At 49.7% G+C, this 25,834-nt stretch carries 19 protein-coding genes, 1 tRNA gene and 2 pseudogenes; 14 read left to right on the top strand and 8 right to left on the bottom strand.

Annotated elements, in window-relative coordinates; translation table 11 throughout:
• Positions 1-8: 8 nt before the first annotated feature.
• The 9 genes from ACF8D4_RS08240 to ACF8D4_RS08200 all read left to right on the top strand — a co-directional run bounded on the left by ACF8D4_RS08240 (position 9) and on the right by ACF8D4_RS08200 (position 15,756).
• A complete protein-coding gene (locus tag ACF8D4_RS08240; RefSeq protein ID WP_107005926.1) occupies positions 9-1,040 on the top strand; it encodes an FAD:protein FMN transferase in 1,032 nt (343 codons plus the stop codon).
• A gap of 16 nt (positions 1,041-1,056) precedes the next feature.
• On the top strand, positions 1,057-1,281 hold the full coding sequence (gene nqrM / locus ACF8D4_RS08235; protein WP_025011868.1) for a (Na+)-NQR maturation NqrM: 225 nt from the start codon (positions 1,057-1,059) through the stop codon (positions 1,279-1,281).
• A gap of 104 nt (positions 1,282-1,385) precedes the next feature.
• Positions 1,386-2,366: a GGDEF domain-containing protein gene (locus ACF8D4_RS08230; RefSeq protein WP_025887793.1), complete on the top strand. Its 981-nt coding sequence runs from the start codon at positions 1,386-1,388 to the stop codon at positions 2,364-2,366.
• A 161-nt stretch (positions 2,367-2,527) separates the two neighbouring features.
• Entirely contained in the window at positions 2,528-3,001 is a 474-nt protein-coding gene (gene bfr / locus ACF8D4_RS08225; protein ID WP_025011866.1) for a bacterioferritin, read from the top strand.
• A 10-nt stretch (positions 3,002-3,011) separates the two neighbouring features.
• Complete coding sequence (gene bfr / locus ACF8D4_RS08220; protein WP_025011865.1) at positions 3,012-3,479, top strand: bacterioferritin; 468 nt, start codon at positions 3,012-3,014, stop codon at positions 3,477-3,479.
• 248 nt (positions 3,480-3,727) lie between these two features.
• On the top strand, positions 3,728-5,734 hold the full coding sequence (locus ACF8D4_RS08215; RefSeq protein ID WP_392464893.1) for a methyl-accepting chemotaxis protein: 2,007 nt from the start codon (positions 3,728-3,730) through the stop codon (positions 5,732-5,734).
• A 154-nt stretch (positions 5,735-5,888) separates the two neighbouring features.
• Entirely contained in the window at positions 5,889-6,965 is a 1,077-nt protein-coding gene (gene dinB, locus ACF8D4_RS08210; protein ID WP_028779751.1) for a DNA polymerase IV, read from the top strand.
• Positions 6,966-7,546: 581 nt separating this feature from the next.
• Complete coding sequence (locus ACF8D4_RS08205) at positions 7,547-15,076, top strand: FG-GAP-like repeat-containing protein (RefSeq protein ID WP_392468578.1); 7,530 nt, start codon at positions 7,547-7,549, stop codon at positions 15,074-15,076.
• Positions 15,073-15,756 (top strand): hypothetical protein, encoded by a 684-nt coding sequence (locus ACF8D4_RS08200; protein ID WP_208156547.1) that lies wholly within the window; start codon positions 15,073-15,075, stop codon positions 15,754-15,756. The genes ACF8D4_RS08205 and ACF8D4_RS08200 overlap by 4 nt, the downstream gene beginning before the upstream one ends.
• A gap of 20 nt (positions 15,757-15,776) precedes the next feature.
• Here ACF8D4_RS08200 and ACF8D4_RS08195 read toward each other — a convergent pair.
• Positions 15,777-15,947, bottom strand: a pseudogene (locus ACF8D4_RS08195) (IS4 family transposase); the annotation flags it as partial.
• A 163-nt stretch (positions 15,948-16,110) separates the two neighbouring features.
• On the opposite strand from ACF8D4_RS08195, the pseudogene ACF8D4_RS08190 reads away from it, so the two are divergent.
• Both ACF8D4_RS08190 and ACF8D4_RS08185 read left to right on the top strand, forming a co-directional pair.
• Positions 16,111-16,351, top strand: a pseudogene (locus tag ACF8D4_RS08190) (alpha-amylase family glycosyl hydrolase); the annotation flags it as partial.
• Between the two features lie 154 nt (positions 16,352-16,505).
• The gene (locus tag ACF8D4_RS08185) at positions 16,506-16,970 is read left to right on the top strand and encodes a hypothetical protein (protein ID WP_107005921.1); all 465 of its coding nucleotides are present in this window, start codon (positions 16,506-16,508) and stop codon (positions 16,968-16,970) included.
• Between the two features lie 303 nt (positions 16,971-17,273).
• On the opposite strand, the gene ACF8D4_RS08180 is transcribed toward ACF8D4_RS08185, so the two are convergent.
• From ACF8D4_RS08180 to rpsU, 6 genes are all read right to left on the bottom strand, one after another.
• Positions 17,274-17,942: a hypothetical protein gene (locus ACF8D4_RS08180; RefSeq protein ID WP_025010512.1), complete on the bottom strand. Its 669-nt coding sequence runs from the start codon at positions 17,940-17,942 to the stop codon at positions 17,274-17,276.
• Positions 17,943-18,081: 139 nt separating this feature from the next.
• Positions 18,082-18,158, bottom strand: a tRNA-Ile gene (locus ACF8D4_RS08175).
• 180 nt (positions 18,159-18,338) lie between these two features.
• Entirely contained in the window at positions 18,339-20,186 is a 1,848-nt protein-coding gene (gene rpoD / locus ACF8D4_RS08170) for an RNA polymerase sigma factor RpoD (protein WP_101059504.1), read from the bottom strand.
• A 133-nt stretch (positions 20,187-20,319) separates the two neighbouring features.
• A complete protein-coding gene (gene dnaG, locus ACF8D4_RS08165) occupies positions 20,320-22,047 on the bottom strand; it encodes a DNA primase (RefSeq protein ID WP_045283521.1) in 1,728 nt (575 codons plus the stop codon).
• Between the two features lie 80 nt (positions 22,048-22,127).
• The gene (locus tag ACF8D4_RS08160; RefSeq protein ID WP_025010513.1) at positions 22,128-22,571 is read right to left on the bottom strand and encodes a GatB/YqeY domain-containing protein; all 444 of its coding nucleotides are present in this window, start codon (positions 22,569-22,571) and stop codon (positions 22,128-22,130) included.
• A 6-nt stretch (positions 22,572-22,577) separates the two neighbouring features.
• Complete coding sequence (gene rpsU / locus ACF8D4_RS08155; protein ID WP_006080725.1) at positions 22,578-22,793, bottom strand: 30S ribosomal protein S21; 216 nt, start codon at positions 22,791-22,793, stop codon at positions 22,578-22,580.
• A gap of 194 nt (positions 22,794-22,987) precedes the next feature.
• On the opposite strand from rpsU, the gene tsaD reads away from it, so the two are divergent.
• Positions 22,988-24,004 carry a tRNA (adenosine(37)-N6)-threonylcarbamoyltransferase complex transferase subunit TsaD gene (gene tsaD / locus ACF8D4_RS08150; RefSeq protein ID WP_129978443.1) on the top strand — a complete coding sequence of 339 codons (1,017 nt, stop codon included), beginning with the start codon at positions 22,988-22,990 and terminating at the stop codon, positions 24,002-24,004.
• A gap of 100 nt (positions 24,005-24,104) precedes the next feature.
• Here the strand turns inward: tsaD and plsY are convergent, their stop codons facing one another.
• On the bottom strand, positions 24,105-24,701 hold the full coding sequence (plsY, locus tag ACF8D4_RS08145) for a glycerol-3-phosphate 1-O-acyltransferase PlsY (protein WP_371873721.1): 597 nt from the start codon (positions 24,699-24,701) through the stop codon (positions 24,105-24,107).
• Positions 24,702-24,975: 274 nt separating this feature from the next.
• Here plsY and folB point away from each other — a divergent pair, with 274 nt between their 5' ends.
• Positions 24,976-25,326, top strand: coding sequence for a dihydroneopterin aldolase (gene folB, locus ACF8D4_RS08140; RefSeq protein WP_025010515.1), 351 nt, complete (start codon positions 24,976-24,978; stop codon positions 25,324-25,326).
• Between the two features lie 7 nt (positions 25,327-25,333).
• Positions 25,334-25,831 carry a 2-amino-4-hydroxy-6-hydroxymethyldihydropteridine diphosphokinase gene (gene folK / locus ACF8D4_RS08135; RefSeq protein ID WP_101059503.1) on the top strand — a complete coding sequence of 166 codons (498 nt, stop codon included), beginning with the start codon at positions 25,334-25,336 and terminating at the stop codon, positions 25,829-25,831.
• Positions 25,832-25,834 lie beyond the last annotated feature (3 nt).

The following is a 25,834-nucleotide window of genomic DNA, read 5'->3' as shown; positions in this document are numbered from 1 at the left end:
TTCATAGTATGCAGTTCAAGACCGCTAAGTTTACAACGCTGGCAAATTGGCTGGTCCTTATGGGATTGGCCTTTTTTGTTTCTGGTTGCAGCAGTCAGGATGAAGTGATTGCGCTCTCCGGCAGTACCATGGGCACCACTTATCATATTAAGGTGGTTAACAGCAAAAGTTTGCCGGATGCCCAGTTGTTGCAGGCAGAAATCGATATGGCACTGGAGCAGGTGAACGACCAGATGTCGACCTACAGACCCGACTCCGAGCTTTCGCGTTTCAATCAGCTCAAGCAAGGCCAGAGTTTGACAGTTTCAGCCGATACCATTACCAATATCCGTGAAGGTATCAGGTTATATCAGCTCACTGACGGCGCGCTCGATATCACCCTGGGGCCCTTGGTCAACCTGTGGGGTTTTGGCCCGGACAAACGGCCTCTGGAAGTGCCTTCTGCCGAGCAGATAGCCGAGGCCAAGGCGCGAATGGGGATAGATGCCATTCAGATAGAAGGGGACCTGCTCAGCAAGAGTCAGTCCAGCGTCTATGTGGACTTGTCATCCATAGCCAAAGGATTCGGGGTCGATAAAGTGGCTCGTTTGCTGGATAAGTATCAGCCCAAAGGTTATCTGGTGGAGATTGGCGGTGAGATCAGCGTCAAGGGAACCAAAGACGATGGCAAACCCTGGCGGGTGGCGATAGAGCAGCCGGCGGATAATGGCCGGGCGGTGCAACAGGTGATAGAGCCGGGCACCATGGCCATGGCTACCTCGGGCGACTATCGCAACTACTATGAGGAGGACGGACAGCGCTTCACTCATATTATCGACCCACGCAGTGGCTTTCCGGTAGAGCACAGACTGGCCTCTGTCACTGTGTTGCACCCTGAGTGTATGACGGCCGATGGTTTTGCCACTGCCATGATGGTGATGGGCACAGAAGCCTCGCTGGCCTTGGCCGAAAAGGAAAAGCTGGCCATCATGCTGATTGAAAAACAGGACGAAGGGTTTAAGGTATACTATAGCTCTGCGTTTAAAGCCTTCGTCCACTAGAGTAATTGGAGCCTTTATGAGTACTTTTATTGCGGCCTTTGTGATTCTGCTGGCGTTTTTCCTGCTGATGTCTGTGGGTTATTTAATCAAGCGCAAGGCGGTACAGGGCAGCTGTGGTGGCCTCGGGGTTTTGGGTATAGAAAAGGCCTGCGACTGTGATGAGCCCTGCGATAAACGCAAGGCCCGTGAAGCGGCTGAAGAAGCCCGGCGCGAGCGTTTAACCAAAGATAGAATTATTTGAAAAAGGGCCTCTTCGGAGGCCTTTTTTTCGTCCGCTCCGCCCGTTAATTCCTGCTGTACTACACTCTGTGGCATGGACAAGCGCTCTGTAGAGGAGATATACCGATGAGCAGGGAGCCGGAAGCTATTCTCGATTCAGTGGTACAGTTGACCGAGCAGCGGCAGTTGGATTCGCTGGCCGAGAGCCTGGTGTCCACAGTATCGCAAATGCTCAGCATTGATGAGGTGTGTATCCTGGATGTGGATAAGCTTACCAAGCGTAAGGGTGGCCTGGATGGTCAGCGCAATGTTAACGGCGCCACCTTGGCTGTATCGGTCAAACTCTGTATCGAACAGCAAAGGGAGATCTGTTTCTCCAACGGTCTGCACCAAGAGTTGGCAGTTCCCATCATCATCAACGATAAACTCACCAAGGTGCTCTTGGTCAGCGCGCCTTTATTGACTGAGCAAGATATGGTTTTGCTCAGAGGTTTTGCCAAAGTCTATGAGAACTATTTCCACATAGTGGTAGAGAGTGAAACCGACAGCCTTACCAATCTATTGAACCGCAAAGCCTTTTTGCCACAGTTATACAGTTCGGTGGAAATTGCCTGTGAACTCAAGCAGGAACAGGCGAGTATGGACGCCGAAGAGGAGCTCAAGCTGTGGATTTGCATCTTCGATATAGACTACTTCAAGAAAATCAACGATACCTTCGGCCACCTCTATGGCGATGAAGTCCTGTTGCAGGTTTCGGCGCTGATGAAGCAGGTGTTTAACCCTCAGGATCTCATGTTCCGTTTTGGCGGTGATGAGTTTGTTATCCTGCCGGCGCCGCGTACCCGCAGTGCCTTGCTTAAGTTGTGTCAGGAGTTTACCCACAGGCTGGCCAAATTGCAGCAGGAGCGGTTGGGCGGGATCCGCATCTCTATGGGCATTGTGGGAATAGATCCCCGGGTTGAGCCCGGAACCTTGCTCAATCAGGCCGACAACGCACTGTATTTTGTCAAAGGCAATGGTCGCAACCAAGTGGCGTTTTATGGGCAACTGTTGGAAGAAGGCAAGCTCCAGGGGCCACAGATAGAAGATGATATCGAGCTTTTTTAATCACTTGTGCTTAAAAGCAGCTTGCTAACCTTAGTTAAAATGATAATGGTTATCTTTTGTAAGTTTGTGAAATTAAAGGTTAATTTGTAATGCGTCCCGCTTTGGGCTAGGCTGGAAACATTGACTTGGATCAAGTTTAATCAAAGCTAAAGGACGAGATAATGAAAGGTCATCCCAAAGTGGTGTCCCAGCTCAACAAGGTGTTGACCTGTGAGCTGACAGCCATCAATCAGTACTTCCTTCATGCCCGCATGTTCAAGAACTGGGGCCTGGAAGGACTCAACCACAAAGCCTACAAGAAATCGATTCAGGATATGAAGCACGCCGACAAGCTTATCGAGCGGGTGTTGTTTCTCGAAGGCCTGCCCAACTTGCAACAGTTGGACAAGTTACGCATAGGTGAACACAGCGAAGAGATGCTGGCCTGTGACAAACAGATGCTGGAAGAGCAACTGACAGTGCTGCGAGATGCCATTGCCCTGTGTGAGACTGAGCGTGATTATGTCAGTCGCGATATCCTCGAGGATCTGCTGGAAGATGAAGAGGAACACCTGGATTGGCTGGAAGCTCAGTTTGAGCTGATAAGCCTGACCGGACTGGCTAACTATCTGCAGTCACAGATTGAGAAAGAATAAGGAGACAGGTATGAAAGGCCATCAGCAAGTCATAGATGTGCTCAACAAGCTGCTGACCGGGGAACTGTCGGCAATGGATCAGTACTTCGTGCATGCCCATATGTATGAAGACTGGGGGCTGAATGAGCTCTATGAGCGGATCAAGCATGAGTCGGACGATGAAAGAGAGCATGCCGCCAAGTTGATTGCACGGATACTGTTTCTGGAAGGCACTCCGGATGTTGCCAGTCGCGACGCCCTCACCATAGGCAAGAATGTGCAGGAGATGCTGCACAACGACTTGCAATATGAATATAAGGTTGCCGCTAACTTGAGAGAAGCCATCACCTTGTGTGAGCAACTCAAGGACTATCAGAGCCGGGAGTTGTTGGAGCTATTGCTGGAAGAAACCGAAGACGACCACATGTATTGGCTGGAGAAACAGCTGGGCCTTATCGACAAGGTTGGGCTACAGAATTACATCCAGTCCAAGATGTAACGGTATCAAAGCTGTCCCGACAGGAGCCGCTATTGCGGCTCTTTTGCTATCTGGTGCTGCATTGAGCCTGAATTAAATTTGAATGTACTTAAATTGGGCAATAAGGCACTGAATTGCTTCGGTTTGGTGCAGGGGATTGTTTACATAGAAAATTATATTGTTTCTTGTCATTTAGTATTCAAAATTGTTAACAGATTCTGATACATTGCTGGTTTCCTTAAATAAAAATATAACAAATAGGACTCGCAATGGAGCAGATAAGACGTTCTCTCAGTTTGCAACTTGTATTGGCTATCGTCGGTGCCCTGGCGTTGTTGTTGTCTATAGTGGCCGCCGTGATGGTAAAGAGTAGCAGCGACGATACCCGTGCCCGCATAGATCAGGACATATCGGCGCTGATCACCCTCAAGGCCAATGAAATAGGCAATTACTTCTACGCCAAGGGGCAGATTATTCACTCTGTCTTTGCTAACCCTGCCATCAATAACTGGTTTGCCAAATACCATAGCCGTGGCTCAGATCTCAGCCTCGATCCCGGCTATCAACAGCTGGTGGATTACTTCCACTTTTTCTCCGAGCAGGACAAGGAGATCAAGTCGGTGTTCTTCGGCTCGGCCAATACCTTCGAGTACTTTGATCTCAATGGCCGTTACGATGGCGATCCCGACTACTACACCAACAAACGTCCCTGGTGGCAGGAAGCGATAGACAAAAATGGTTTGTTTGTCGGCGACCCGGCAGTGGATGCCAACGACGGCTCAATCTCGGCCACGGTCAAGACTGTAGTCAAGGATGCCAATGGTCGCCTGATAGGCATAGGCGGTATGGATATTCTCATCGATACCATAGGTAAAAACCTGCTGGCGCCAATCAAATACCGGGGCGAAGGCCAGGCGTTTTTGATGACGGAGCAGGGAAAGCTGGTTTACTTCCCGGGTTTTAACCAGGGGTTTCCCGCCGGCTCTGATGCGGCCGTTATTGACAATCTCAGCGGCGACAATCAGGGTTTTAGTGAACTGAAACGTGAAATGCAAACCCGGGATGCCGGTATTGCCGAAGTCACTTATCAGGGAGAGTTGCAGCGGGTGAGCTACATTGCCATTCGCGGTGACTATCCCAAAGTGCGCTGGTATTTGGGGTTCATGTTGCCCAATGAAGTGTTTCAGGCACCTGTGAAGCAAAGCCTTTGGCAAACCAGCTTGGTCTCAGTGGGGATTATTTTACTGGTGGCGTTAACCGTTTTCCTGATGATGTTGCCGTTTCGGCGTAATCTCAATAGCCTGCTGCACACCATGGAAGATATCGCCGAGGGTGAGGGCGACTTGTCACGCCGGATTGAAATCAACCGCGCCGATGAACTTGGGCGTCTCGGCGCCGCATTCAACCGTTTCGCCGCCAAGGTGCAGAGTCTGTTGCTGGAAACCCGTGAGCTCAGTGGTCGGGTGGATAATGGGGTTGCCGCCGCGGCTGAAGTGTGTGACAACGCACTGGCCTCTGTCAGCGCCCAGAAACAGGAAATTGCCTCAGTGGCCACAGCCGCTACCGAAATGGCCCACACAAGCCAGGAGATGGCGACCAGCGCCCAACGAGCCGCCGAGTTTGCCGAGACGGCGCTGTTGCAGTCAAGAAACGGCGCAGATGTGGTGCAGCAGGCCAGTCAGGGAATGCACTCACTTTCTACTCAGGTCAACCAGGCTGCGGGGGTTATTCGGGCGCTCAGAAGCAGCTCAGAGGAGATAGGCGAGGTGCTCAGTGTGATCCGCGCCATTGCCGAGCAAACCAATCTGCTGGCACTCAACGCCGCCATTGAAGCGGCCCGCGCCGGCGAGCAGGGAAGGGGCTTTGCGGTTGTGGCCGATGAGGTGCGCACCCTGGCATCCCGCACTCAGGACTCCACGACCAATATTCAGGGCATTATCCAGACTCTGCAGCAACAGGCACAACAAGCCGAACAGGTGATGGAAGCCGGAGTCAGGGAGGCCAACCAGGGCCAAAGCCTGACTCTGGAAGTGGAGCGGGCACTGACAGAAATAACCGCGGCAGTGGATGCCATCCAGCTGCAAACCATGGAGATCACTGCGGCGATAGGCCAGCAGGCTGTGGTGGCCGAAGAAGTGGCCTGCAACATTGAAAATGTTCGTGGCCGCTCCGATGAATCCCTGAGCGCCAGCGAAGAGCTGTCACATCAGATACAGGCATTCCAACAGTTGGCCACGGCTCTGGGGCTTAACATAGGTCAGTTCCGCATCGATTAAGACGAGCTTTAAATCCATTAAGGAGAGCTTTGGCTCTCCTTTTTTGCTCTCGATTGATCTGCTTTTTCGTTATCCTGGCTTGTTAACTGTGTTTTTATACAGTACTCTGTTTGTGTCCGGCTCGACCGAGCCCTTTGAGATCCGGAAAGCAAGCTTGAGAAAGATCATACATATCGACATGGACTGCTATTTTGCCGCGGTGGAGATGCGTGATTTTCCAGAATATCGTGGCCGACCTCTGGCCGTCGGCGGCAGCAGTGACAGACGCGGGGTGATAAGCACCTGCAATTATGAGGCGCGTAAATTTGGCGTTCGCTCTGCCATGGCCTCGGCCTATGCGTTAAAGCTTTGCCCGGATCTGCTGCTGATCCCCGGGCGCATGTCTGTTTATAAGGAAGTCTCGGCAGAGATACGGGCCATCTTCGCCCGCTATACCTCACTGATTGAACCTCTGTCGCTGGATGAAGCCTACCTGGATGTATCCGATAGCTCACTATACCAAGGCTCGGCCACCCTCATTGCCGAGGCTATTCGCGCCGATATCCTGGCGGAAACCGGCCTGACGGCCTCGGCAGGTATCGCCCCGGTCAAGTTTCTCGCCAAGGTGGCATCGGATCTCAACAAGCCCAACGGCCAGTATGTGGTCACGCCACAGGCACTGCCCGAGTTTGTAAAAAACCTGCCGCTTATCAAGATCCCCGGCGTCGGTAAGGTCACCGCCCAGAAGCTGGCCGATATGGGGCTGCATACCTGCGCGGATGTGCAAAAGGTGCCGCTGACCAAGTTACAACAGCGGTTTGGAAAGTTTGGTACCTTGCTTTATGAAAGGGCTCAGGGGATAGACGAGCGTGAACTGACCATCAACCGAGAGCGCAAGTCTGTTGGGGTAGAAACCACGCTGGCAGAGGATATTCATACCCTGGCCCAGTGTCGCCAGGTAATGCCACAGTTGGTGCAGGAGTTGGCCCGCCGTCTGGAGCGCGGAGCCAAAGACAGGCAAATTCATAAGCTGGTGGTCAAACTCAAGTTCAGTGACTTTAAACAGACCACTATAGAAACCCGCTCGAGTGAGTTATCTGTGCGCCTGCTGGATGACTTGCTGACCCAGGCATTGCAAAGAGCTAACGGCCGAGGCATCCGTCTGCTGGGGGTGGCTGCCGGGCTGGTCAGCCAGGATGATAGCCACTCACCGGCAGAGGAAGCTCTGCAGCAGTTGGATCTGGCTTTCTAATCCCCAATTGATGGTTTGCACTCAGCGAGGGGATAAACAAGCTCCATTTCTGTTCCATATGGGCTCTTTATAGCAGGTTTTCAGCGTATTCCGACTCACAAGCATAGCTGGCGATACCTTGCCACTGTCGCAGTGTAAGTCTTACTGTATATACGTAATTATAAGCTCGATACAAGCTTTCTGTTGAATTTCTGCGAATTTCAAATTCTAAAAAACCAAAATCTATTTTTAATAGATTTCTATATTAGAGTGAATGGGCTCTACTTAGTTACGTTTTGAGATCTTTGTAATAAGTTTTAAATCGATTTGATGTGGTGATGGTTTTATAAGAAGCATTTAACTTGCTTGATGGGAAATATTCTTTGAATTTTCGCTTTTTCTTGGTGAGTGTTTCTGTTTGTATCCTTCTTAACTCTTTGAGCTTTCTGAGTAACACCTGAAGATTGGTAATGTAAAAGTTAATTATTTTAATGTTTAGTTTTTTGTGGTAGGTTGTTTGGATAACAAAAAGTTTGCTTTAAGTTGGCTTAACCCGTTTTTTTTGGGACTATTGATAATAATTAAAACATGGAGTGTTTTATATGAAGTACGGGCTCCCCATTTCCCTTTTTTTGCTCTCTATTGCTACCCAAAACAATGTATTTGCTTCATCCAGCGTCCCTTTAAGTGGCTCTTTTCGGGTTAGTGAGCAAGGTGCGGCAACATATACCATCCCCATAGATACACCCGCAGCCAGAGGCAAGTTAAAGCCCGCCGTAGAGCTGAGTTATTCATCAGGTGGCGGAGAAACCATTATGGGATTGGGGTGGGGGCTTCAAGGGCTTTCCGCCATCAGCCGCTGCCCAAAAACCATTGAACAGGATGGCTATTTACAAGGTGTAGAGCTTACCAACAAGGACAGTTACTGCCTTGACGGTGCTCGTCTGGTTTTAACCGCCGGAACCCATAGTCTAAATGGCGCCGAGTACCGTAAGGAGCTGGATGATGCCTCTGTGGTGACTGTGATTGGCCAGGCGCCTGGCGGCGGTCCAGCGGCCTTCAAGGTTGAAACCAAATCGGGAGACACCTATTTCTATGGCGATGTGGATGAGGTTTCCGGGAAGCAGTTTCTGGATGTGAATGGCACCTCATCATCCGGAGATGGTTATCGGTCCGTATCTCAAAACAACAGTGATGTGATTTATCATTGGAGTCTGAAGGCCATTGAGGACTCCGTAGGTAACTACATTAGTTATCACTATGAAAACACCGCTGGTGAGCAATACCTGAAAAGCATCGATTATGCCGGGCACAGCAATGGTGAGGCTCCCTATAATCAGGTCAGATTTATCTATACCCCCCTCAGTTACCCTAAGTATGGTTATTCCTATGGCACCTCTGTTGCGATAAAGCAGCAACTGCAAAAGATTGAGGTGAGGCTGGATGACGAAGTCGACAAAACCTATTACCTGACGTATCACAAGGCGACTTCCAGTGATAAGCATGATTACCTTGAGCAGGTTAAAGCCTGTATTGGTCAAACCCAAACCGACTGCAGTACACCGATAACCTTTGAGTGGGACAGACAGGCGAGTGCGTCTGCTGGCCCTGCTTATCAGCCCTTTTCCGGCAGACGGGCGTTGAGTATTCCGTCCGGTAACAACGACACCGCCAAGTTTTTTGATATGGACGGTGACGGTTTATCAGATATCGTTTATGTACGGGACGGGCGTTGGTACAAGCGTGGTATTCAGTCGGGTATTGAACAGGCGATGGCCTCGACCGGTGCCGGTAAGGCGGCTTATGCCCAAACTATAGACTATGATGGTGATGGCCAGCGAGACTTGCTGGTGGCCAACAGTGAAACCGCCAATTGGCAAATTCTGTCCTTTAAACCCTCCAGCTATCAGCACACAGTGTGTGAGCCTAATGGCGGCGGTACTCAACTATGTGAGGATATTGAGCGTGTGGTGAATTACACGCTCAAGGATTTGGGGCTTAAGGCTATCGGGCTTGAAGGTAAGGCGCTGGTTGCCGATGTCAATGGTGATGCATTGGAGGACATCATCTTCATTGATGGTGGCGCCATCAAGTGGTATCGCAACTTGGGAAATGGAAGTTTTGCTGCGGCGCAAAGTCTTTATAGCTTCCCCAGTACTGAAGTTGGGCACAACACCAGCGTTCACCAGTGGCATTCCAGTCGAGGTTTTGGCAGCTCCTTTATGGATATCAACGGTGATGGACTCACCGACTTTATGTTGGAGGTTAGAGAGCGGGAAGCTGTGTGTATCTCCGGTAGCGGCAAAGTGATTTCTGGTGTGACCGAAAACGAATGCCGGATGGACATCAGAGGTACTTGGTCTGTCAGTGATTACGAGTATTGGAACCTTTATGTCTCTACTGGCTCCAGTTATCGCCGGCATCAAAAAATCTATCGTGGGCAGCACAATTACCTCAATATCGCCAATACCTTACGCAGTGCCGATTTCAATGGTGATGGCTTGTCGGATATTGCCTATGTCCATAATAATAAATGGTTTATTCAACTGTCAGATGGCAATGGTTTCTTGCCTCGAATCGATACGGGCATTACCACTTCCGATGCTCAGAAGTACAAAACCTATTTTATCGATATCGTGGGTGATGGTAGAGCCGAAATAGTGGTTCAGCATACCTCGTCTCAGGCGTTGGTGTATCACTCCAACCCCGAGTTAACTTCATGGACCACTTATGGCGCAATCAATGACCTGTCCGATCAACCATTGAATTTCGCGGATATTGATGGTCGTGGAAAGCTGGATATTGTCTATTTTCGAGACGGTCAATGGCAAAGGTTAACCCATAAGAGCCATGCATATCACAATACCATCAAGGGGATTACCGACGGATTTGGAGTCAAGACCAGGGTGACTTACGCGCCGCTGACGGAAAAGTCTGCTGGCGAATACAGTGTCTATAAGACTCAGGTATCCAGTTATCTGGACAACAGTCGTAACTTCTCCCTTATTCCGCCGCAAAAAGTCGTCAAGCAAGTTGCCACCGAAACCGGGGATGGCAGCCAGGTTTCCGTTAACTATGAGTATGGCGGCTTGCTGATAAACCGTTTGGGGCGTGGCCCGGCCGGGTTTGAGTTATTACGCACCATAGACAATCAGACTCAGGTGGTGACCGAGACTATCTATCATCAGTTGTTCCCGCAAATAGGTTTGCCCCTGGCAACCAAACAAACCTATCAGGGAAAAACATTGTACTCGGCAATCAATGAATACAGCTTTCAGCGAGGCAATGACGGCATTTATCGCCGGGTTGAAGAAAACGTAGTGGAGCGCACCTCGCAATATGGCAGCGATGGGGTGGTAAGGGAGTTAACGCAGACAAACACCCAGACTCAGTTCGACGACTGGGGAAATGCCATTGCCATTAAAGTGGATGTAACTGACCTTGAAGCCACTCAATTGGTTTCAAGGGTCGAGACGGTTAACCAGTATGACGGTCATGGTGGCGGCGAAGCCAAGGGGCGACTGAGTCATACCAGGGTGACTAAATCACGCTTTAATCAGCGAGAGCAGGTTCAGGCGATAGTGACCGAGAGCGCATTCAGCTATTACGATAACGGTTTGCTGATGAACTCAACGGTATCGCCAAATGACAATCGCTACAAATTGACTACCGGCAAAACCTATGACATTTACGGCAACACCCTGACCGAGCGGGTCACCGGAGGCGTAGATGCCGCCGGCAACACCCAGCAGTCGAGACAGATGAGCTATTTATTCGATGCCAGAGGGCGTCTGCTCAAGACAGTGACCAACGCGGCAGGCGACAGCAGCACCTATACCTACAATGGTCAGTCGGCAGACCAGGTAACGGGTAAAATCACTCAAATTACCGTGACTGATGCCAATGGTCGCAAACTGACCAAAGACCATGACAAGTGGGGAAGGCTGGTGCGGGAAGTCACTCCGGATGGTGTTCCAACAAGCTATCAGTATGCCACCTGTGATGCCGGGTGTTCACCTCTCAGTCATGGCCATTTGGTTACCACCAAGACCAAGGCCGGTGCGCCTCAATCCAAAGTCATCACAGATAAATATGGCCGTGAAGTCGGTAAGCAGAAGCAGGGTTTTGATGGGCAATGGATTGTTACTGCAACTAGCTACGATGCGCAGGGAAGGCCTGTCAGACAATATGAACCCGCTTTTGCCGGTATCAGTGCCTATTACACCGAAATAGAGTACGACCACTTTGGTCGGGTCATCAACCAAACCAATCCCAACGGCGGCGTTTCCAGTATTCAATATCTGGGATTTGAGACGCTGACGATAGACCCCAATGGCAAGCAAAAGCGTGCTATCTCCAATGCCATGGGTGAGCAATTTAAAGTTGTTGATGATATCGGCAACGAACTGGAGTTTGTCTATGATGCCAGTGGCAAGCTGGTGAAAAGTTTTATCACCTCAGCCTCGGGACAAGAGCTGCTGCGCACCGAGGCAAGCTATGATGCCTACGGCCGCAAAATCAGCACCAAGGACATTGATAAGGGACAGTGGCGCTACACTTATAACGCCTTTGGCGAAATGCTGTCACAGACCAATGGTAAATCCCAATCCAGCTTTATCTACTATGACATTCTAGGGCGTAAAGTCAGGCAAACTGAGCCAGATGGCACCTCTTGCTGGACCTATGGTAACAAAGGCAGCAAAACTGCCGGTTTACTTATTACGGAAACCCGTTTCGACACAGTTGTGTCCAATTGCTCTCAAACCGGCTGGGTACACAGCAAGCAGAGCGGGTATGACAGTGCCGGCCGGTTGGCCAGCAGCAAGACAAGCATAGCAGGTAGTAGCTATGAGCATCGCTTTAGCTATGACAGCCATGGCAGAGCGGCGACTCAGACATACCCCAATAACTTGCTGACGGTTGTCAACCACTACAACGCTCAGGGATACCTTTTCAAGCGTACCGACCAACAAACAGGTAAGGCATATCAAACTATCACCGAAATGAATGCCCGAGGTCAGGTGGAGCAGGTGCGTTATGGTAATGGTGCCCAGGAATCAACCGTTTTTGATGCAACCACTGGCTGGGTTAGCGGTATCAATTTGACCACTGCGGGAGTAACAGCCCATCAGCTTGACTATCGCTTTGATACTGTAGGTAACCTGGAGTACCGTCAGCACAGCCTGTCTTCGGCTCCGGCCACATTCAGCGAAAACTATCACTATGATGATTTGTATCGCCTGTATGAACGTACCGTCAGCATCCACTCCGGTGGTACGAGTCTGCCATCAGACTTTAAAGCCACCCATGAGATGCAATATGACGATTTGGGCAATATCACCTTTAAAACCGGTGTTGGTGATTACCGCTACGATAGCACCAACCCCTATCGTCTGGCCTCCATTGCCAACACAAGTACAATTGCGGCCAGTAAATCCTGCCCGGCAGGTTATGCTTTCAACAGCAGCAAAACCAGTTGCCTCAAAACGGAGACAAGAGCGGCCACTGCGGTATGCCCTGTCGGCTATAGCTGGAATGGCAGCAACTGCCAGAAAGCCATCTCAACGCCTGCGACTCCTGTTTGTCAGGCAGGTTATTCCTGGAGTGGTAGTCAATGCCTTAAAACAGTATCCAGTCCGGCAACCGCCGTTTGTGCTGCGGGTTACAACTGGAATGGCAGTTCCTGCCAGAAGACTGTGACATCACAGGCAACCGCAACCTGCTCAGCCGGATACACCTACAACAGCACTGCTAAACGCTGTGAGAAGAAGGTGGTTTCCAGTGCTGCCAAGACTTGTCCGGCTGGTTATAGCTATTCCAGTGCACAAGATAAGTGTACTCAAACCAGTACTACCTGGGCTAAATGGGTATGTACGGGAAGTGGTGGAGGAGGTAGAGACCCCAAGAGTACTATCCCTGAGTTCAGTACCCGTGCCCAAGTCTGTGATTGGAAATGCCCTTCGGGTTATAACAATGTGTGGCCTGGTGGAGAGCAGTGTAAGAAAACAGAGCTGGCGAATTATACCTATACCTGTCCAACAGGAAGTACGCTTTCAGGCTCCAGCTGCACCAAATTGCAAACCCAGAGTAATGGCTGGTCATGTCCCGCAGGCAGTACCCTGTCCGGCAGTAGCTGCAACAAAGTAGTGACCCAAAACAACACTTGGTCATGCCCGGCCGGCAGTACCTTATCGGGTAGTGTCTGTAACAAGAATTATACTGCAGCGCCTAGCTGGTCCTGTCCTGCTGGAACTGCGCTGTCAGGAACCAACTGCACAGGTACCCAGACAGCCAGCCCCAGTAGTTGGAGTTGCCCAAGTGGTTGGTCGGTTTCCGGTAGCAGTTGTCGCCGTCAGCTCAGTGCCGCAGTGATCTATTCCTGTCCGGCCAATGGTGTGCTCAATGGTTCAAGTTGCCTGATATCCGATGGGCCATCACATACCATGACCTATGACAATAATGGCAATATCACCCAGGATGGCAGTCGCCGTTTCACTTACAGTTCTTACGATTTGGTCACCAACATTACTCAAGGTGGGGAATCAACCCGCTTTAAGTATGATGCCAACCGGCAACGCTTCGAGCGTTACGACGTTAAAGTTGAAGCGGGAGTGACAAGCTATCTCACCACCTTATATGTCGGGGGGTATGAGAAAGTCACCCGTAGCGGCGGCAACAAACCGGCACTCACCGAGCAAAAATTGTATGTCGGCAATTTGGTGATAACCAAGCGTAGTAATAACACTGTTGACGAGTTTTACCTGCACAAAGATCATCAAGGCTCAACCACGACGATTACCAATAAGTCCGGTAATGTGGTGCAGCAGTTTACCTATGACCCTTGGGGTAAACAAACCGCCGCCTATAGCCATTCACTGTTGAATGATTATATCGCGCCAGCTGCATCCAAAGGTTATACCGGGCATGAAGGTATAGATAACCTGAATCTTATCCATATGAATGGGCGTATCTATGACCCCACCATAGGACGTTTCTTGCAGGCCGATCCGCATATCCAAGCGCCAACCAATACACAAAGCTATAACCGTTATAGTTATGTTTTGAATAACCCGATGAGTTATTCCGATCCGAGTGGGTTCTTCTTCGATAAACTCTGGAAGGCAATTAAACCTTTTATTGGGGCAATTGTTGTTGCTGTTGCGTCTATATATTGCCCTGCTTGTGGAGCCTACTTTGCTGGGTCTTGGTATGGCGCTGCCACAGCCGGGGCTATTGCCGGTGCTGTAAATTCAGGGGTTAACGGGGGAAATGTTCTAACGGGGGCGCTAAGGGGAGCTTTAAGTGGTGCTGCTTTTTATGGCGTAGGGAATGCTTTTGAAGGAGTTAATACCTCTTTGGGGTCGGCAGGATACTTTGGAAAAGTTGCTGCTCATGGACTAACCGGCGGAGTTATGAATGTTTTACAGGGAGGAAAGTTCGGTCATGGATTTATGGCGGCAGGGGTAACGCAATCATTTGCAAACAGTATTGACCGTCTAAATGGGCGAAGTGGGTACTTTAAACGGATTATTGCTTCTGCAGTTGTTGGGGGGACTGCTTCAAAAATAACAGGTGGTAAATTTGCTAACGGAGCACTCACTGGAGCGTTTTCGAGAATTTTTAATGAGGAAATGCATCCTAGAGAGGGCTCTCCTATAACAGATGAACAAATGGAATTAGCCAAAAATGGTAAATATAAGGAATTTTGGCGTTCTAGGTATGATGATGGAGACCCCGTTGCTAAAACAGCTTTGACTGGGTGGGGGGATGCTGATTATGTGGGAGCAGGTATATTAGAAAGACTGGCTGCGGCACATACATGGTCTGATTTAGAAGGTTATATTCAAGGTAATGACTTGAGTGTTACTATGGAACAAATTGGAGCTGAGCTAGCTTTGGCTCACGCTCAGGCTGTTATGGGGGATACTAGAAGTATAGCTAATTTACTGAGTCCTCAACAGGTAACAGACTATCACCATGCCGTATTTACAAATCATGGGATTCCTGCACATATATTTGGTGGAACTCATGCGATACCGGGGGCTTATGTCCCATCTGCAATGGGTTGGAGTCCAGTAATGTTTGAAGCAAATACATACAGTAGTATGTGGTGCCAAGGATGTGATCAATGAGAAATACAATAAATGTGCTTTATCGTAAAATCGCACTGGTAATTCTGTTACTTTTTCTTGCTGGCTGTGAAACTGAAGAGATTAAGTCTATGGATATATTAGAAGTTAAAATAGCGGGTACAAAACTTTTTATTCCTAAAAGTTATGTTTTAAGTGATCTTCCTACATCAATTGTAGCGGATGAAAATCTTGATTCACAGAGTGAACAATTATCTCTTAAAGTACCTCTTTTCGAGTTTAATGTTGAATCAAAAGGTGACTCATCATTGTTGGGTAATGCGATATTGCTTATTGGGAATGTAGTGGATGAGGGGCCTTCAAAAGATATTGATGATGCTAAGAGTCAGCTTGGTTTATATAAGGGGGCGATAATAGAAAAAGACTCTTATTTAGGATTGTATAGAGTTTATCCGAAATCTGGGTACCCTAAGCTATGGCATTACTTTAAGGCCGATACCGACTCTATCGATGAATCAGATGAATGGTTTGGTAGTTGCACTGTCGGGCCATTAGAAGATGAAAAATATGATTTAAGTAATGTAAAATGTACAGCAGTTACTAGTTATAAAGATGTGTCAATTAAGTACACAACAAACGCCAAATATTTTTTGGCTGATTTCAAATTGAAACAAGCTATTATAAGTACATTCAAAAGGTGGGACGAAGCAAGTGTACATTAATTTGGCGTTGGATGATCTCCTCATAATTCGGGCCTCCCAGAGGTGTTAACCTGTTTAAGAAATTCACCCCAAGCCCAGCGAAAATGCGATTCTTTGATTGAGTATTCCGGACGTCGTCTCACTTCTTTGCCGAGCCGGAGCACAGATAGCACGTTTCTGTCACGTATCGTATTGGCTTGAAACCTCCGCTGCCATCCCAGATGCCTGGCAGCCAGATCGATGCACCAAAGCAGGATTTCTGCCAAAGTGAAAACAAGTGAAAACAGTGAAAACAGGACAGCCAGATCTTTTTGATGTTTCGCACAGCCTTGACTAGGCTTTGAAATACCCATCAAAGCTCAGTCAAGGTTGGTTATGACCACAGCCCGTCGCCAGTTGATAGATGCTGAAAGTACGCCCTTTTACCACGTGATTAACCGTTGCGCCCGAAGGGCGTTTTTGTGTGGTGAAGATGCACTGTCGGGGCGCAGTTACGAACATAGGCGTGGCTGGATAGTGGATAAAATCAGGCAGTTGTCGTCAATATTCTGCATCGACGTTTGCGCTTATGCGGTCATGAGTAATCACTACCATTTGGTGCTCAAAATCGACCTTGCTACGCAACAATCGTTGTCGCCATTTGAAGTCATTGAGCGTTGGACAGGGCTCTTTAGTGGCAATCCTGTGGCGGCAAAGTTCCTCAAGGGCGATAGTCTCTCAGAAGGTGAGCGAATACTGTTGGATACACTACCCAATAAGGTGTTATAGTCATGCGCTTCTTGTTACTAATTGTTGTTCTTTTGAATCAATTTGCTTGTGTGGCAATTGAAAGCAAGTCAACTTCAGATTTTTTTACGCCATTGATTTTTTCTTGCTTAAATGCATATGCAGCAAGTGGTGATGGGAAGGATATAGAAGAAGTTGATCGTGTATATGTAGTTTATGTTGATAGTGATGAATTTGTAGATGTATTTTTCTCGCATGGAGATACAGGTTCATTTGAAGATAGAAAAGATGATTATAAAGGTATTTTGTCTTGTAGCGGTGTTTTAGATGATGGGTTCAATATTTATCGGCTTCGCAATCCTCATATGTCGGAATATTTTATTGATACACGGGGTGTAGGTAATGGTGTCATCAATGTTGACACTTGTGGAGTCGCTAAGGAGCGCATGTATTTTTTTGAGTCTGGAAAAGTATTCTACCAAGGTGAGAAAATTTTTGATTGCCATTGAAAAATGAAGATACTTAACCTTAATGGCGAATAAAATGGAAAGGAATAAAAATGAGGATACCTAACTTTAATATCGCGTTAGTTAGCCTCCGACTATTGATACAGCGTCTTTACACTTAATGTAGACACCAATTTCGTCTGGATTATGTGGCATTAGCTCACCACAACTAAACAGTAATCCAATGATGATTAAGGGGTATTTTAGAGGTTCCTGGTATTTTATGGTGATAATCTTGAGTTTTGGACATCACTAGCGGCGTTTTTTGGCACCTTTAACGCGGGTTATCATACTCTATAAAAAGGATTATTTTCGTTTGTCTAGCTTTACCGTTAGTTTGGTGATGCATTTGTCCGAATCATTCGTCCAGCCTTGTTTTAAAGCCTTCTCTGTAAGTTCAAGAGCACTTTCAAGCTCCCCTTCCTTTTCAAGAATTATCGCCAGTTGTTTATAGCCAAGATGAGAAGGCATCATTTGCGGAGTGTCATAGCCAACAGGTGTATGGCCTAACAGTTCCTCAAATTTCTTCATGTTCATGCCATGTGGTTTAGGCGGCTTTTTGAAAGCACTCGCAGCTTGGCGTGAAATGGATATTTGTAGCAAACAAAGCTCTTTTGCTTTGTTGTAGTGCGCTGGATTCTGTCGAAGGCGGTAGTGATGTTTAATTAAGCCAGTTAGTGCTAAATGAATGTCTTTGTAATTTTTCCTTGGCTGGCTAAGAGCCTCTTTAACTGCTTGCTCGGTTTTGTCCCTAATGATGTCTTTAGCATCATCTTTAGCTACACATGCCAACACATCCAGAAAACAGCACTTATCTGTTTCACAATACGATTTGCCAACCAGCTTTGCATAGAGATAACGTGCGCCAGACGGGTAACCCATTGGCTGATAGTCGCGTGAGATTTGGTCACGTTGAGCAGGCGTTAGTGCTGTGTTCCACCACTCTTTTAGTTCGTACTTATCGAGAATATCCATATTCGGTTTTACAGTTGGTGACGAGTAGTCAACTATAAGGCATTTATCGATGGGAAGAGAGGAAAGGATAGTGATAAAGGCTATATCCCAGAAACAACAAAGGCTTAGCTAAATTGAGTTAGCTAAGCCTTCGAAAAAGTGGTGGCCCCTCCCAGACTCGAACTGGGGACCTAACGATTATGAGTCGTGTGCTCTAACCAACTGAGCTAAGGGGCCAGCTTAAGGTAATCGTCATCACCAGAAGCGGGACAGAGTATACGAAGTTTAATCGTGCTTGTCACCCGTGTTTTGCGCATTATTGATGTCATTGCTTTCAAGTGGTTATCTGTTAATCAGACTCGAGGCATAACGACAATAAAAAACCCCGCGTAGCGGGGTTTTTGTACAAAAGCTTGCTTACTCGTCCAGGAAGGACTTGAGGATTTCCGAGCGGCTCGGGTGACGCAGCTTACGCAGTGCCTTGGCCTCAATCTGACGAATACGTTCACGGGTAACGTCGAACTGCTTGCCCACTTCTTCCAGGGTGTGGTCAGTGTTCATGTCGATACCAAAACGCATTCTGAGGACCTTGGCTTCACGGGCTGTCAGGCCTGCCAGCACTTCATGAGTGGCACTCTTGAGACTTTCGCTGGTGGCGCTGTCCAGTGGCAACTCGAGGGTAGTATCCTCGATGAAATCCCCCAGATGCGAATCTTCGTCGTCCCCGATAGGGGTCTCCATGGAGATAGGCTCTTTGGCGATTTTCAGCACTTTGCGGATCTTGTCTTCCGGCATCATCATCCGCTCGGCCAGCTCTTCCGGAGAAGGCTCGCGTCCCATTTCCTGCAGCATCTGCCGCGAGATACGGTTGAGCTTGTTGATGGTCTCTATCATGTGTACTGGGATACGTATGGTACGGGCCTGGTCCGCGATGGAGCGGGTAATGGCCTGACGGATCCACCAAGTAGCATAGGTAGAGAACTTATATCCACGACGGTATTCAAACTTGTCTACAGCCTTCATCAGGCCTATGTTGCCTTCCTGGATAAGATCCAGGAACTGCAAACCACGGTTGGTGTATTTCTTGGCGATAGAAATAACCAGACGTAAGTTGGCTTCAACCATTTCCTTCTTGGCACGGCGAGCCTTGGCTTCACCTATGCTCATGCGGCGGTTGATGTCTTTGATTGAGGCGATAGACAGGCCGGTTTCGGCTTCGATGGCTTCCAGCTTGGCGCGGCAACGCAGCACGTCTTCCTCGACCATTTTCAGGCCTTCGGCGTATGGCTTGCCGGAGTTCATCTCGGCGTTGAACCAGCTGATATCTGTTTCGTTGCCGGTGAAGAGCTTAACAAAGTTCTTCTTCGGCATTTTGGCCTGTTCAACACAAAGCTTGAGGATCAGGCGTTCCTGAACCCGCACTTTGTCCATCATGCTGCGCATGCTCTTGACCAGACGGTCAAACTGCTTGGGCACCAGACGGAACTCTTTAAAAATTTCGCCGATGTGGAACAGAGCCGCGACTGACTCGGGGTGATCGCGCCCCTTGAGTTCGATGAGCTTCAGTGAGTTCTCATAGACGGCACGTAGTTGGCCGAAACGCTCACGGGCTTCTTCCGGATCCGGGCCTTTGGAGCCTTCATCCTCGGAATCGCTGTCGTCATCTTCGTCATCGTCGTCCATATCATCTTCATCATCCAGATCATCATCGGACAATTCAGAACCAATATGGGTGGCGCTTGGGCCTACATCGTCTTCGTCGGGATTGACAAATCCAGAGATAATGTCGGACAGGCGGATCTCTTCGGCCTCGAACTGATCAAACTGTTCGAGGATCATGGCGATCGCCTGTGGGTACTCGGCGACTGAGCTCTGTACCGTGTTGATGCCTTCTTCGATACGCTTGGCGATCTGAATTTCGCCTTCGCGGGTCAGCAGTTCCACTGTGCCCATTTCGCGCATATACATACGCACTGGGTCTGTGGTGCGGCCCAGCTCGCTCTCAACTGAGGCCAGGGCGGCGGCGGCTTCCTCGGCGGCATCTTCATCCGTGCTGTCTTCCGACATCATAATGTCATCGACATCCGGTGCTTCTTCAAACACTCGGATACCCATGTCATTTATCATCTGGATAATATCTTCGATCTGGTCGGAATCGACCATATCTGCAGGCAAGTGGTCATTCACTTCTGCATAGGTTAGGTAACCTTGCTCTTTGCCTTTGGCGAGCAACAGTTTAAGTTGCGACTGCGGAGTTTGATCCATAGATATCATCCAAGTTGGGTAACTGTTACAACGATGGGCAGCGGCCTTGGGCTCTTGCCGCACAAATCGTCAATTATAGCCATGTGCGCATCCCTGTGCTAGTCCGGCGACCGGACCCATAAATTGAGAGAGCTCATTGGCGGCTTTTCATGGCCGCGATTAGCTTCTTAAGCTGTATTTTCTCTTCTTTAGTATGGGTCTGTTTCAGACTTAATTCCTGATAGCGCTGCTCAATGTATTGATTATTCAGCCATACCAGGGATTTTTTGAACTCTTGCTCCAGGTTTTCATCCGCCACTTGATGCTCCCATTGGGCCAGTTTTCTCAGGGCGGAAAATTCGTCCGTATCCCTGAATTGCTCAAGTAGTTGTGCGCTGTTCATCTTCTGGGCGCGAGTCAAATCCAGTAATTCGACCAGCAAGTCTATGCCAGCCATCTGTAAATGCTTGAGAGCCGGTTGGGGGATCAAATTCAGCCCCAACTGTGGGTGTTGTACCAGCAAGGCGACGGCGAGTCGCAGCGGTGTACCCCGGCCCTTAAGCGCTTTATGCCGGGCGGGGGCAACCCCTTGGGGGCCCTTGAATCCCAGCTTTTTCTTCAGATCATCTGCGCTGTTCATGCCGAGCCTGTGTGACAGGTCTTCGAGCAACAGATTTTGCAGCACTGTGTCTTGAATCTTTTCAATCAGGGCTATGGCCTGCTTCGCCAGGTTGCCCTTGTCTGTCCCGTATTTAGTGGTCAGGGTATCGAACAGAAACCCTGTCAGTGTTTGCGCTTCATCTATCAAAGCTTCGAAGGCTTCTTTGCCTGTCTTGCGCACCATGGAGTCGGGATCTTCCCCCTGGGGCAAAAACATAAAGCGCACTGTATCGCCGGGCTTCAGCAGTGGCAGGGCTGTTTCCAGTGCGCGCCAAGCGGCTTCTTTACCGGCGTTATCGCCGTCGTAGCAGCAAACCACCTCTTTGGCGCTGCGCAGCAACAACTGAAACTGTTCGGCCGTTGTCGAGGTGCCCAGAGAGGCTACCGCATAATCGACCCCAAATTGAGCCAACGCCACCACGTCCATATAACCTTCGACAATCAGCACTTGCCGGGGTTCTCTGTGGGCCTGCTTCAGCTCATACAGACCGTAAAGCTCATTACCCTTATGAAATATGGGCGTTTCCGGAGAATTCAAGTACTTGGGGGTACCATCTCCCAACACCCTGCCACCAAAGGCAATCACCCGGCCGCGCCTATCGCGGATCGGGAACATCAATCTGTCACGGAAGCGGTCATAACGCTTGCCGTTGTCGTTGCTGATGATCATCCCTGCAGTCAGCAGCTTGTCCTGCGACTCTTGTTGCGAGCGGTAACGGCTCAGTAAACCGTCCCAGCCGTCGGGGGCGAACCCAATGCCGAAGCGCTCGACAACCTGGTCCGATAACCCTCGAAAGGCCAGATAGTCCAACACCTTCTGTTTGTCCTGGTGTTGCCTGAGCTGGCTTTGATAAAACCTGTTGGCCTCTTCCATCAACTGGTAGAGATCGCGGCTGAGCCCTTCGTCACGACGACGGTTGGGATTGTTCTCCCGCGGCACTTCCAGCCCCAGTTGGCTTGCCAGCTCCTCAATGGCATCGAGGAACTCGAGACGGTCATACTCCATGATGAAGTCAATGGCATTGCCATGGGCACCACAGCCGAAGCAGTGGTAAAACTGTTTGTCTCTGCTGACGGTGAAAGAGGGTGATTTTTCACTGTGGAAAGGGCAACAGGCAGAATAATTCTTACCCGCTTTTTTAAGGGGTACCTTGTGATCGATAAGATCAACTATGTCTGTGCGAGCAATCAGCTCATTGATAAAATCACGAGGTATAGCCATCAGACTGAGTCATGCACCCTTGACCGATGTAAACAAACAAGCCGCGCAGAAGCACGGCTTGTTCATACGTGGAAACCCGCTTATTGCAGTTTGGCACGGATCTGGGCACTGATGGCACCCATGTCTGCACGACCCTGAACTTTGGATTTCAACGCTCCCATTACTTTGCCCATATCCGCCATGGTGCTGGCACCGCTATCTTGGATAGCGGCATCAATCAGCGCAGCGATTTCGCTTTCGCTCAGAGGCTGGGGCAGAAAAGTTTCAATAACTTGAATCTCTGCTGCTTCGGCTTCTGCCAACTCCGGACGACCTGCTGCCTCATATTGGGCAATGGCATCACGGCGTTGTTTCACCATTTTGGTCAAGACAGCTATTATCTGCTCATCATTCAGAGTTTCGCGGGTGTCCACTTCAATCTGTTTGATGGCAGCTAATGCCATACGAATCGTACCAAGGCGGACCTTCTCTTTGGCCACCAAGGCTTGTTTCATTTGGTCTTTTAGCTTATCTATCAGGCTCATAAGGAATTAGTATAAACGTACGCGACGTGCGTTTTCGCGAGAAAGCTTCTTGGCCAGACGCTTAACTGCAGCAGCTTTTGCACGCTTACGAGCAGTAGTTGGCTTCTCGTAGAATTCACGAGCACGCACGTCGGCCAGGATACCGGCTTTTTCACAAGAGCGCTTGAAACGACGCAGAGCTACGTCGAATGGTTCGTTTTCACGTACTTTAATAATTGGCATACGCCATCACCCCTTAGGTGTAAGTTTGTATTGAGTCAATCTTGACCCAAGTGTATTTAAAATGGTGCGGAATTTTAAACCGACTGGCACTGGATGTAAAGTCCCTAAAGTAAATTCACTTTAGCCTACAACTGGAGAAATCTCTTGGTTAGGGGTAGAATTGGCGCCCCTTTTCAGGCGGAAAGATTTCATAGATGCGGGTTTTAGGTATTGAAACATCCTGTGATGAGACAGGAATAGCGGTTTACGACGAAGAGCAGGGGTTGTTGTCCCATGCTCTCTACAGTCAGGTTAAGTTACATGCCGACTATGGTGGCGTGGTGCCTGAGCTGGCATCAAGGGATCATGTGCGCAAAATAGTACCGCTGATCCGTGAGGCGCTGGCCAAGGCCGATACCCGTATCGAAGATCTCGACGGCATCGCCTACACCAAGGGCCCTGGCCTGATTGGTGCGCTTTTGGTGGGCGCCTGCGTCGGCCGTTCCCTGGCATTTGCCTGGAATAAGCCCGCAGTAGGTGTTCATCATATGGAAGGGCATCTGTTGGCGCCCATGCTGGAAGAGGATGCGCCTGAGTTTCCCTTCGTGGCACTTTTGGTTTCAGGTGGTCACTCCATGCTGGTGAAGGTGGAAGGCATAGGCCGCTATGAAGTTTTGGGTGAATCCATAGACGATGCGGCCGGTGAAGCTTTCGACAAGACAGCCAAACTGATGGGGCTGGATTATCCAGGTGGCCCAAGATTGGCCAAGCTTGCCGCCAAAGGGGAAATGGCCGGCTATAAGTTTCCCCGACCAATGACCGACAGACCGGGATTGGATTTTAGTTTCTCAGGGCTGAAAACCTACGCCGCCAATACCATAGCCGCCGAACCGGATGATGAGCAGACCCGCGCCAATATCGCCCGGGCTTTTGAAGAAGCCGTGGTCGATACCATGGTCATCAAGTGCCGCCGAGCACTGGAGCAAACCGGCTTTAAGCGCTTGGTCATTGCCGGTGGCGTCAGCGCCAACACCCGTCTGAGAAACTCACTGGCCGAGTTGATGCAAAGCCGTGGCGGCAAGGTTTTCTACCCAAGAGGCGAGTTCTGCACGGATAACGGTGCCATGATAGCCTACGCTGGCTTGCAGCGCCTCAAGGCCGGCGAGCGTGAGACGCTGGCAGTGAAAGGGCAGCCACGTTGGCCGCTGGATACCCTGGAAGCGATTTCCTGAAGCCCGGCTAACCCACCATCTGTAATACCTGAAAAGTAAAAGGCGCCATTGGCGCCTTTTACTTTTTGATAGCTGCTTTAAAAGCTGGCAGCCTTTGGCCCTATTTAGTGCGCTTTGAGCGCGACATCTTGGACTCTTCTCCCTTGAGCAGACGGCGAATATTATCCTTGTGGCGGATAATGATCAGCGTCGATAGCATGGCCACCGGCAGGGTAAATCTGTCATCCAGCCACCAGGTATATACAGGCGCCAAGAGCGCCGTTACCAAAGCCGCCAGTGATGAATAGCGGGTCAGCAATACCACCAATAACCAGGTGCCCATCAAACACAGCGCCAAGCCTTCACCTATGGGCGCCATGGCACCGAGTGCTGTGGCAACGCCTTTGCCGCCCTTGAAGCCGAAGAAAATCGGGTATATGTGCCCCAGACAAGCGGCAATGGCTATCACCCCGAGCCAGATGGCATCTATTCCCATCAGATAAGCGGTATAAGTGGGCAGGGCACCCTTGAGCATATCGAAGAAAAACACCATGGCTGCGGCCCAAGTGCCGCCGATGCGCAACACGTTGGTGGCGCCCGGGTTGCCCGAACCCTTGCCTCTGGGATCCGGCAGGCCCTTGAGGCGGCACACCAGCACGGCACTGGAGATAGAGCCGAGCAGGTAAGCGGCCACAATCATAATTGGGGTCAGTACCATGGTACTCAAATTGGTTTCCTTACTCGTCTTAAGGTATTATCGCGCACACTGAAATATGCAGCCCTTGCCCGGATAACCCAAGGTGAAAATCTTTACCGTCAGCTGGCGGTTAAAAATCTCGGGTTCATCTTGTCCTTCAATGCCTTATCCTACTTAAGATCGGGCCAGGTAGAAAGGGGCTACAGTGAATATCTCAGGAACGGGGCGGATTATAGCGGTTTTATTGCCGATAGCTTATCTGACCTCAGGCCCGGCAGTTGCTAAGGGGGATTTTATGGACAGAGTGCTGATACGGGAATTACAGATAGAAACGGTTATCGGGATCTATGAGTGGGAGAAACAGGTACACCAGACACTGCTTATCGATCTGGATATGGCCTGGGATAACAGAGCCGCCGCCGACAGTGATGATTACAGCCAGGCGCTCTGTTATGAAACCGTTAGCAAGCGCCTCACCGCCCTGATCACCGAAAAGCCCATTGAGTTGATTGAAACCGTGGCCGAGATGATAGCCCATTGCCTGATGAGCGAATTTTCAGTGCCTTGGGTCAAGGTGCGGGTGATGAAGCCCGGCGCCGTTCCTTCGGCCAAAGCGGTCGGTGTTGAAATCGAGCGTGGTATCTAACGGCAATATGGCACATATCTACATCAGTCTGGGCAGTAATATCGACCCGGAACATTATCTGCGTGCAGCTATCAAAGAGCTGCACGCTGCGTTTGGCGAGCTGCAACTGTCATCGGTTTACGAGAGTGAATCTGTGGGATTCAAGGGCAGCAACTTTCTCAACATGGTGGTGGGCGCTCACACCTCGCTCGACATTGCCGAAGTGGTGGCCTGCTTCAAGGATATAGAGCTGCGTCATGGGCGTATTCCCGGGGCGAAAAAGTTTGCTCCGCGCACCTTGGACTTGGATCTGCTGCTCTATGATGACCGGGTCTGCCACCAGCCGGTAGTTTTGCCCCGAGCCGAGATCCTGACCAATGCCTTTGTGCTTTGGCCACTGGCTGAACTGGCGCCGCAAACCAAGCATCCACTGGCACAACTCAGCTACCAAGTGTTGTGGCAGGAATATGACAAGGCCAGCCAGAAACTCTGGCCTATCGCTTTCGATTGGGGCCTGTCGGCCTGATTT

It is taken from the genome of Shewanella sp. YQ_9, from assembly GCF_043103185.1.
Taxonomy (GTDB): Bacteria; Pseudomonadota; Gammaproteobacteria; order Enterobacterales; family Shewanellaceae; genus Shewanella; species Shewanella algae.
The sequence above is the reverse complement of the archived record's forward strand: the minus strand, read 5'-3'. Positions and strand labels throughout refer to the sequence as shown.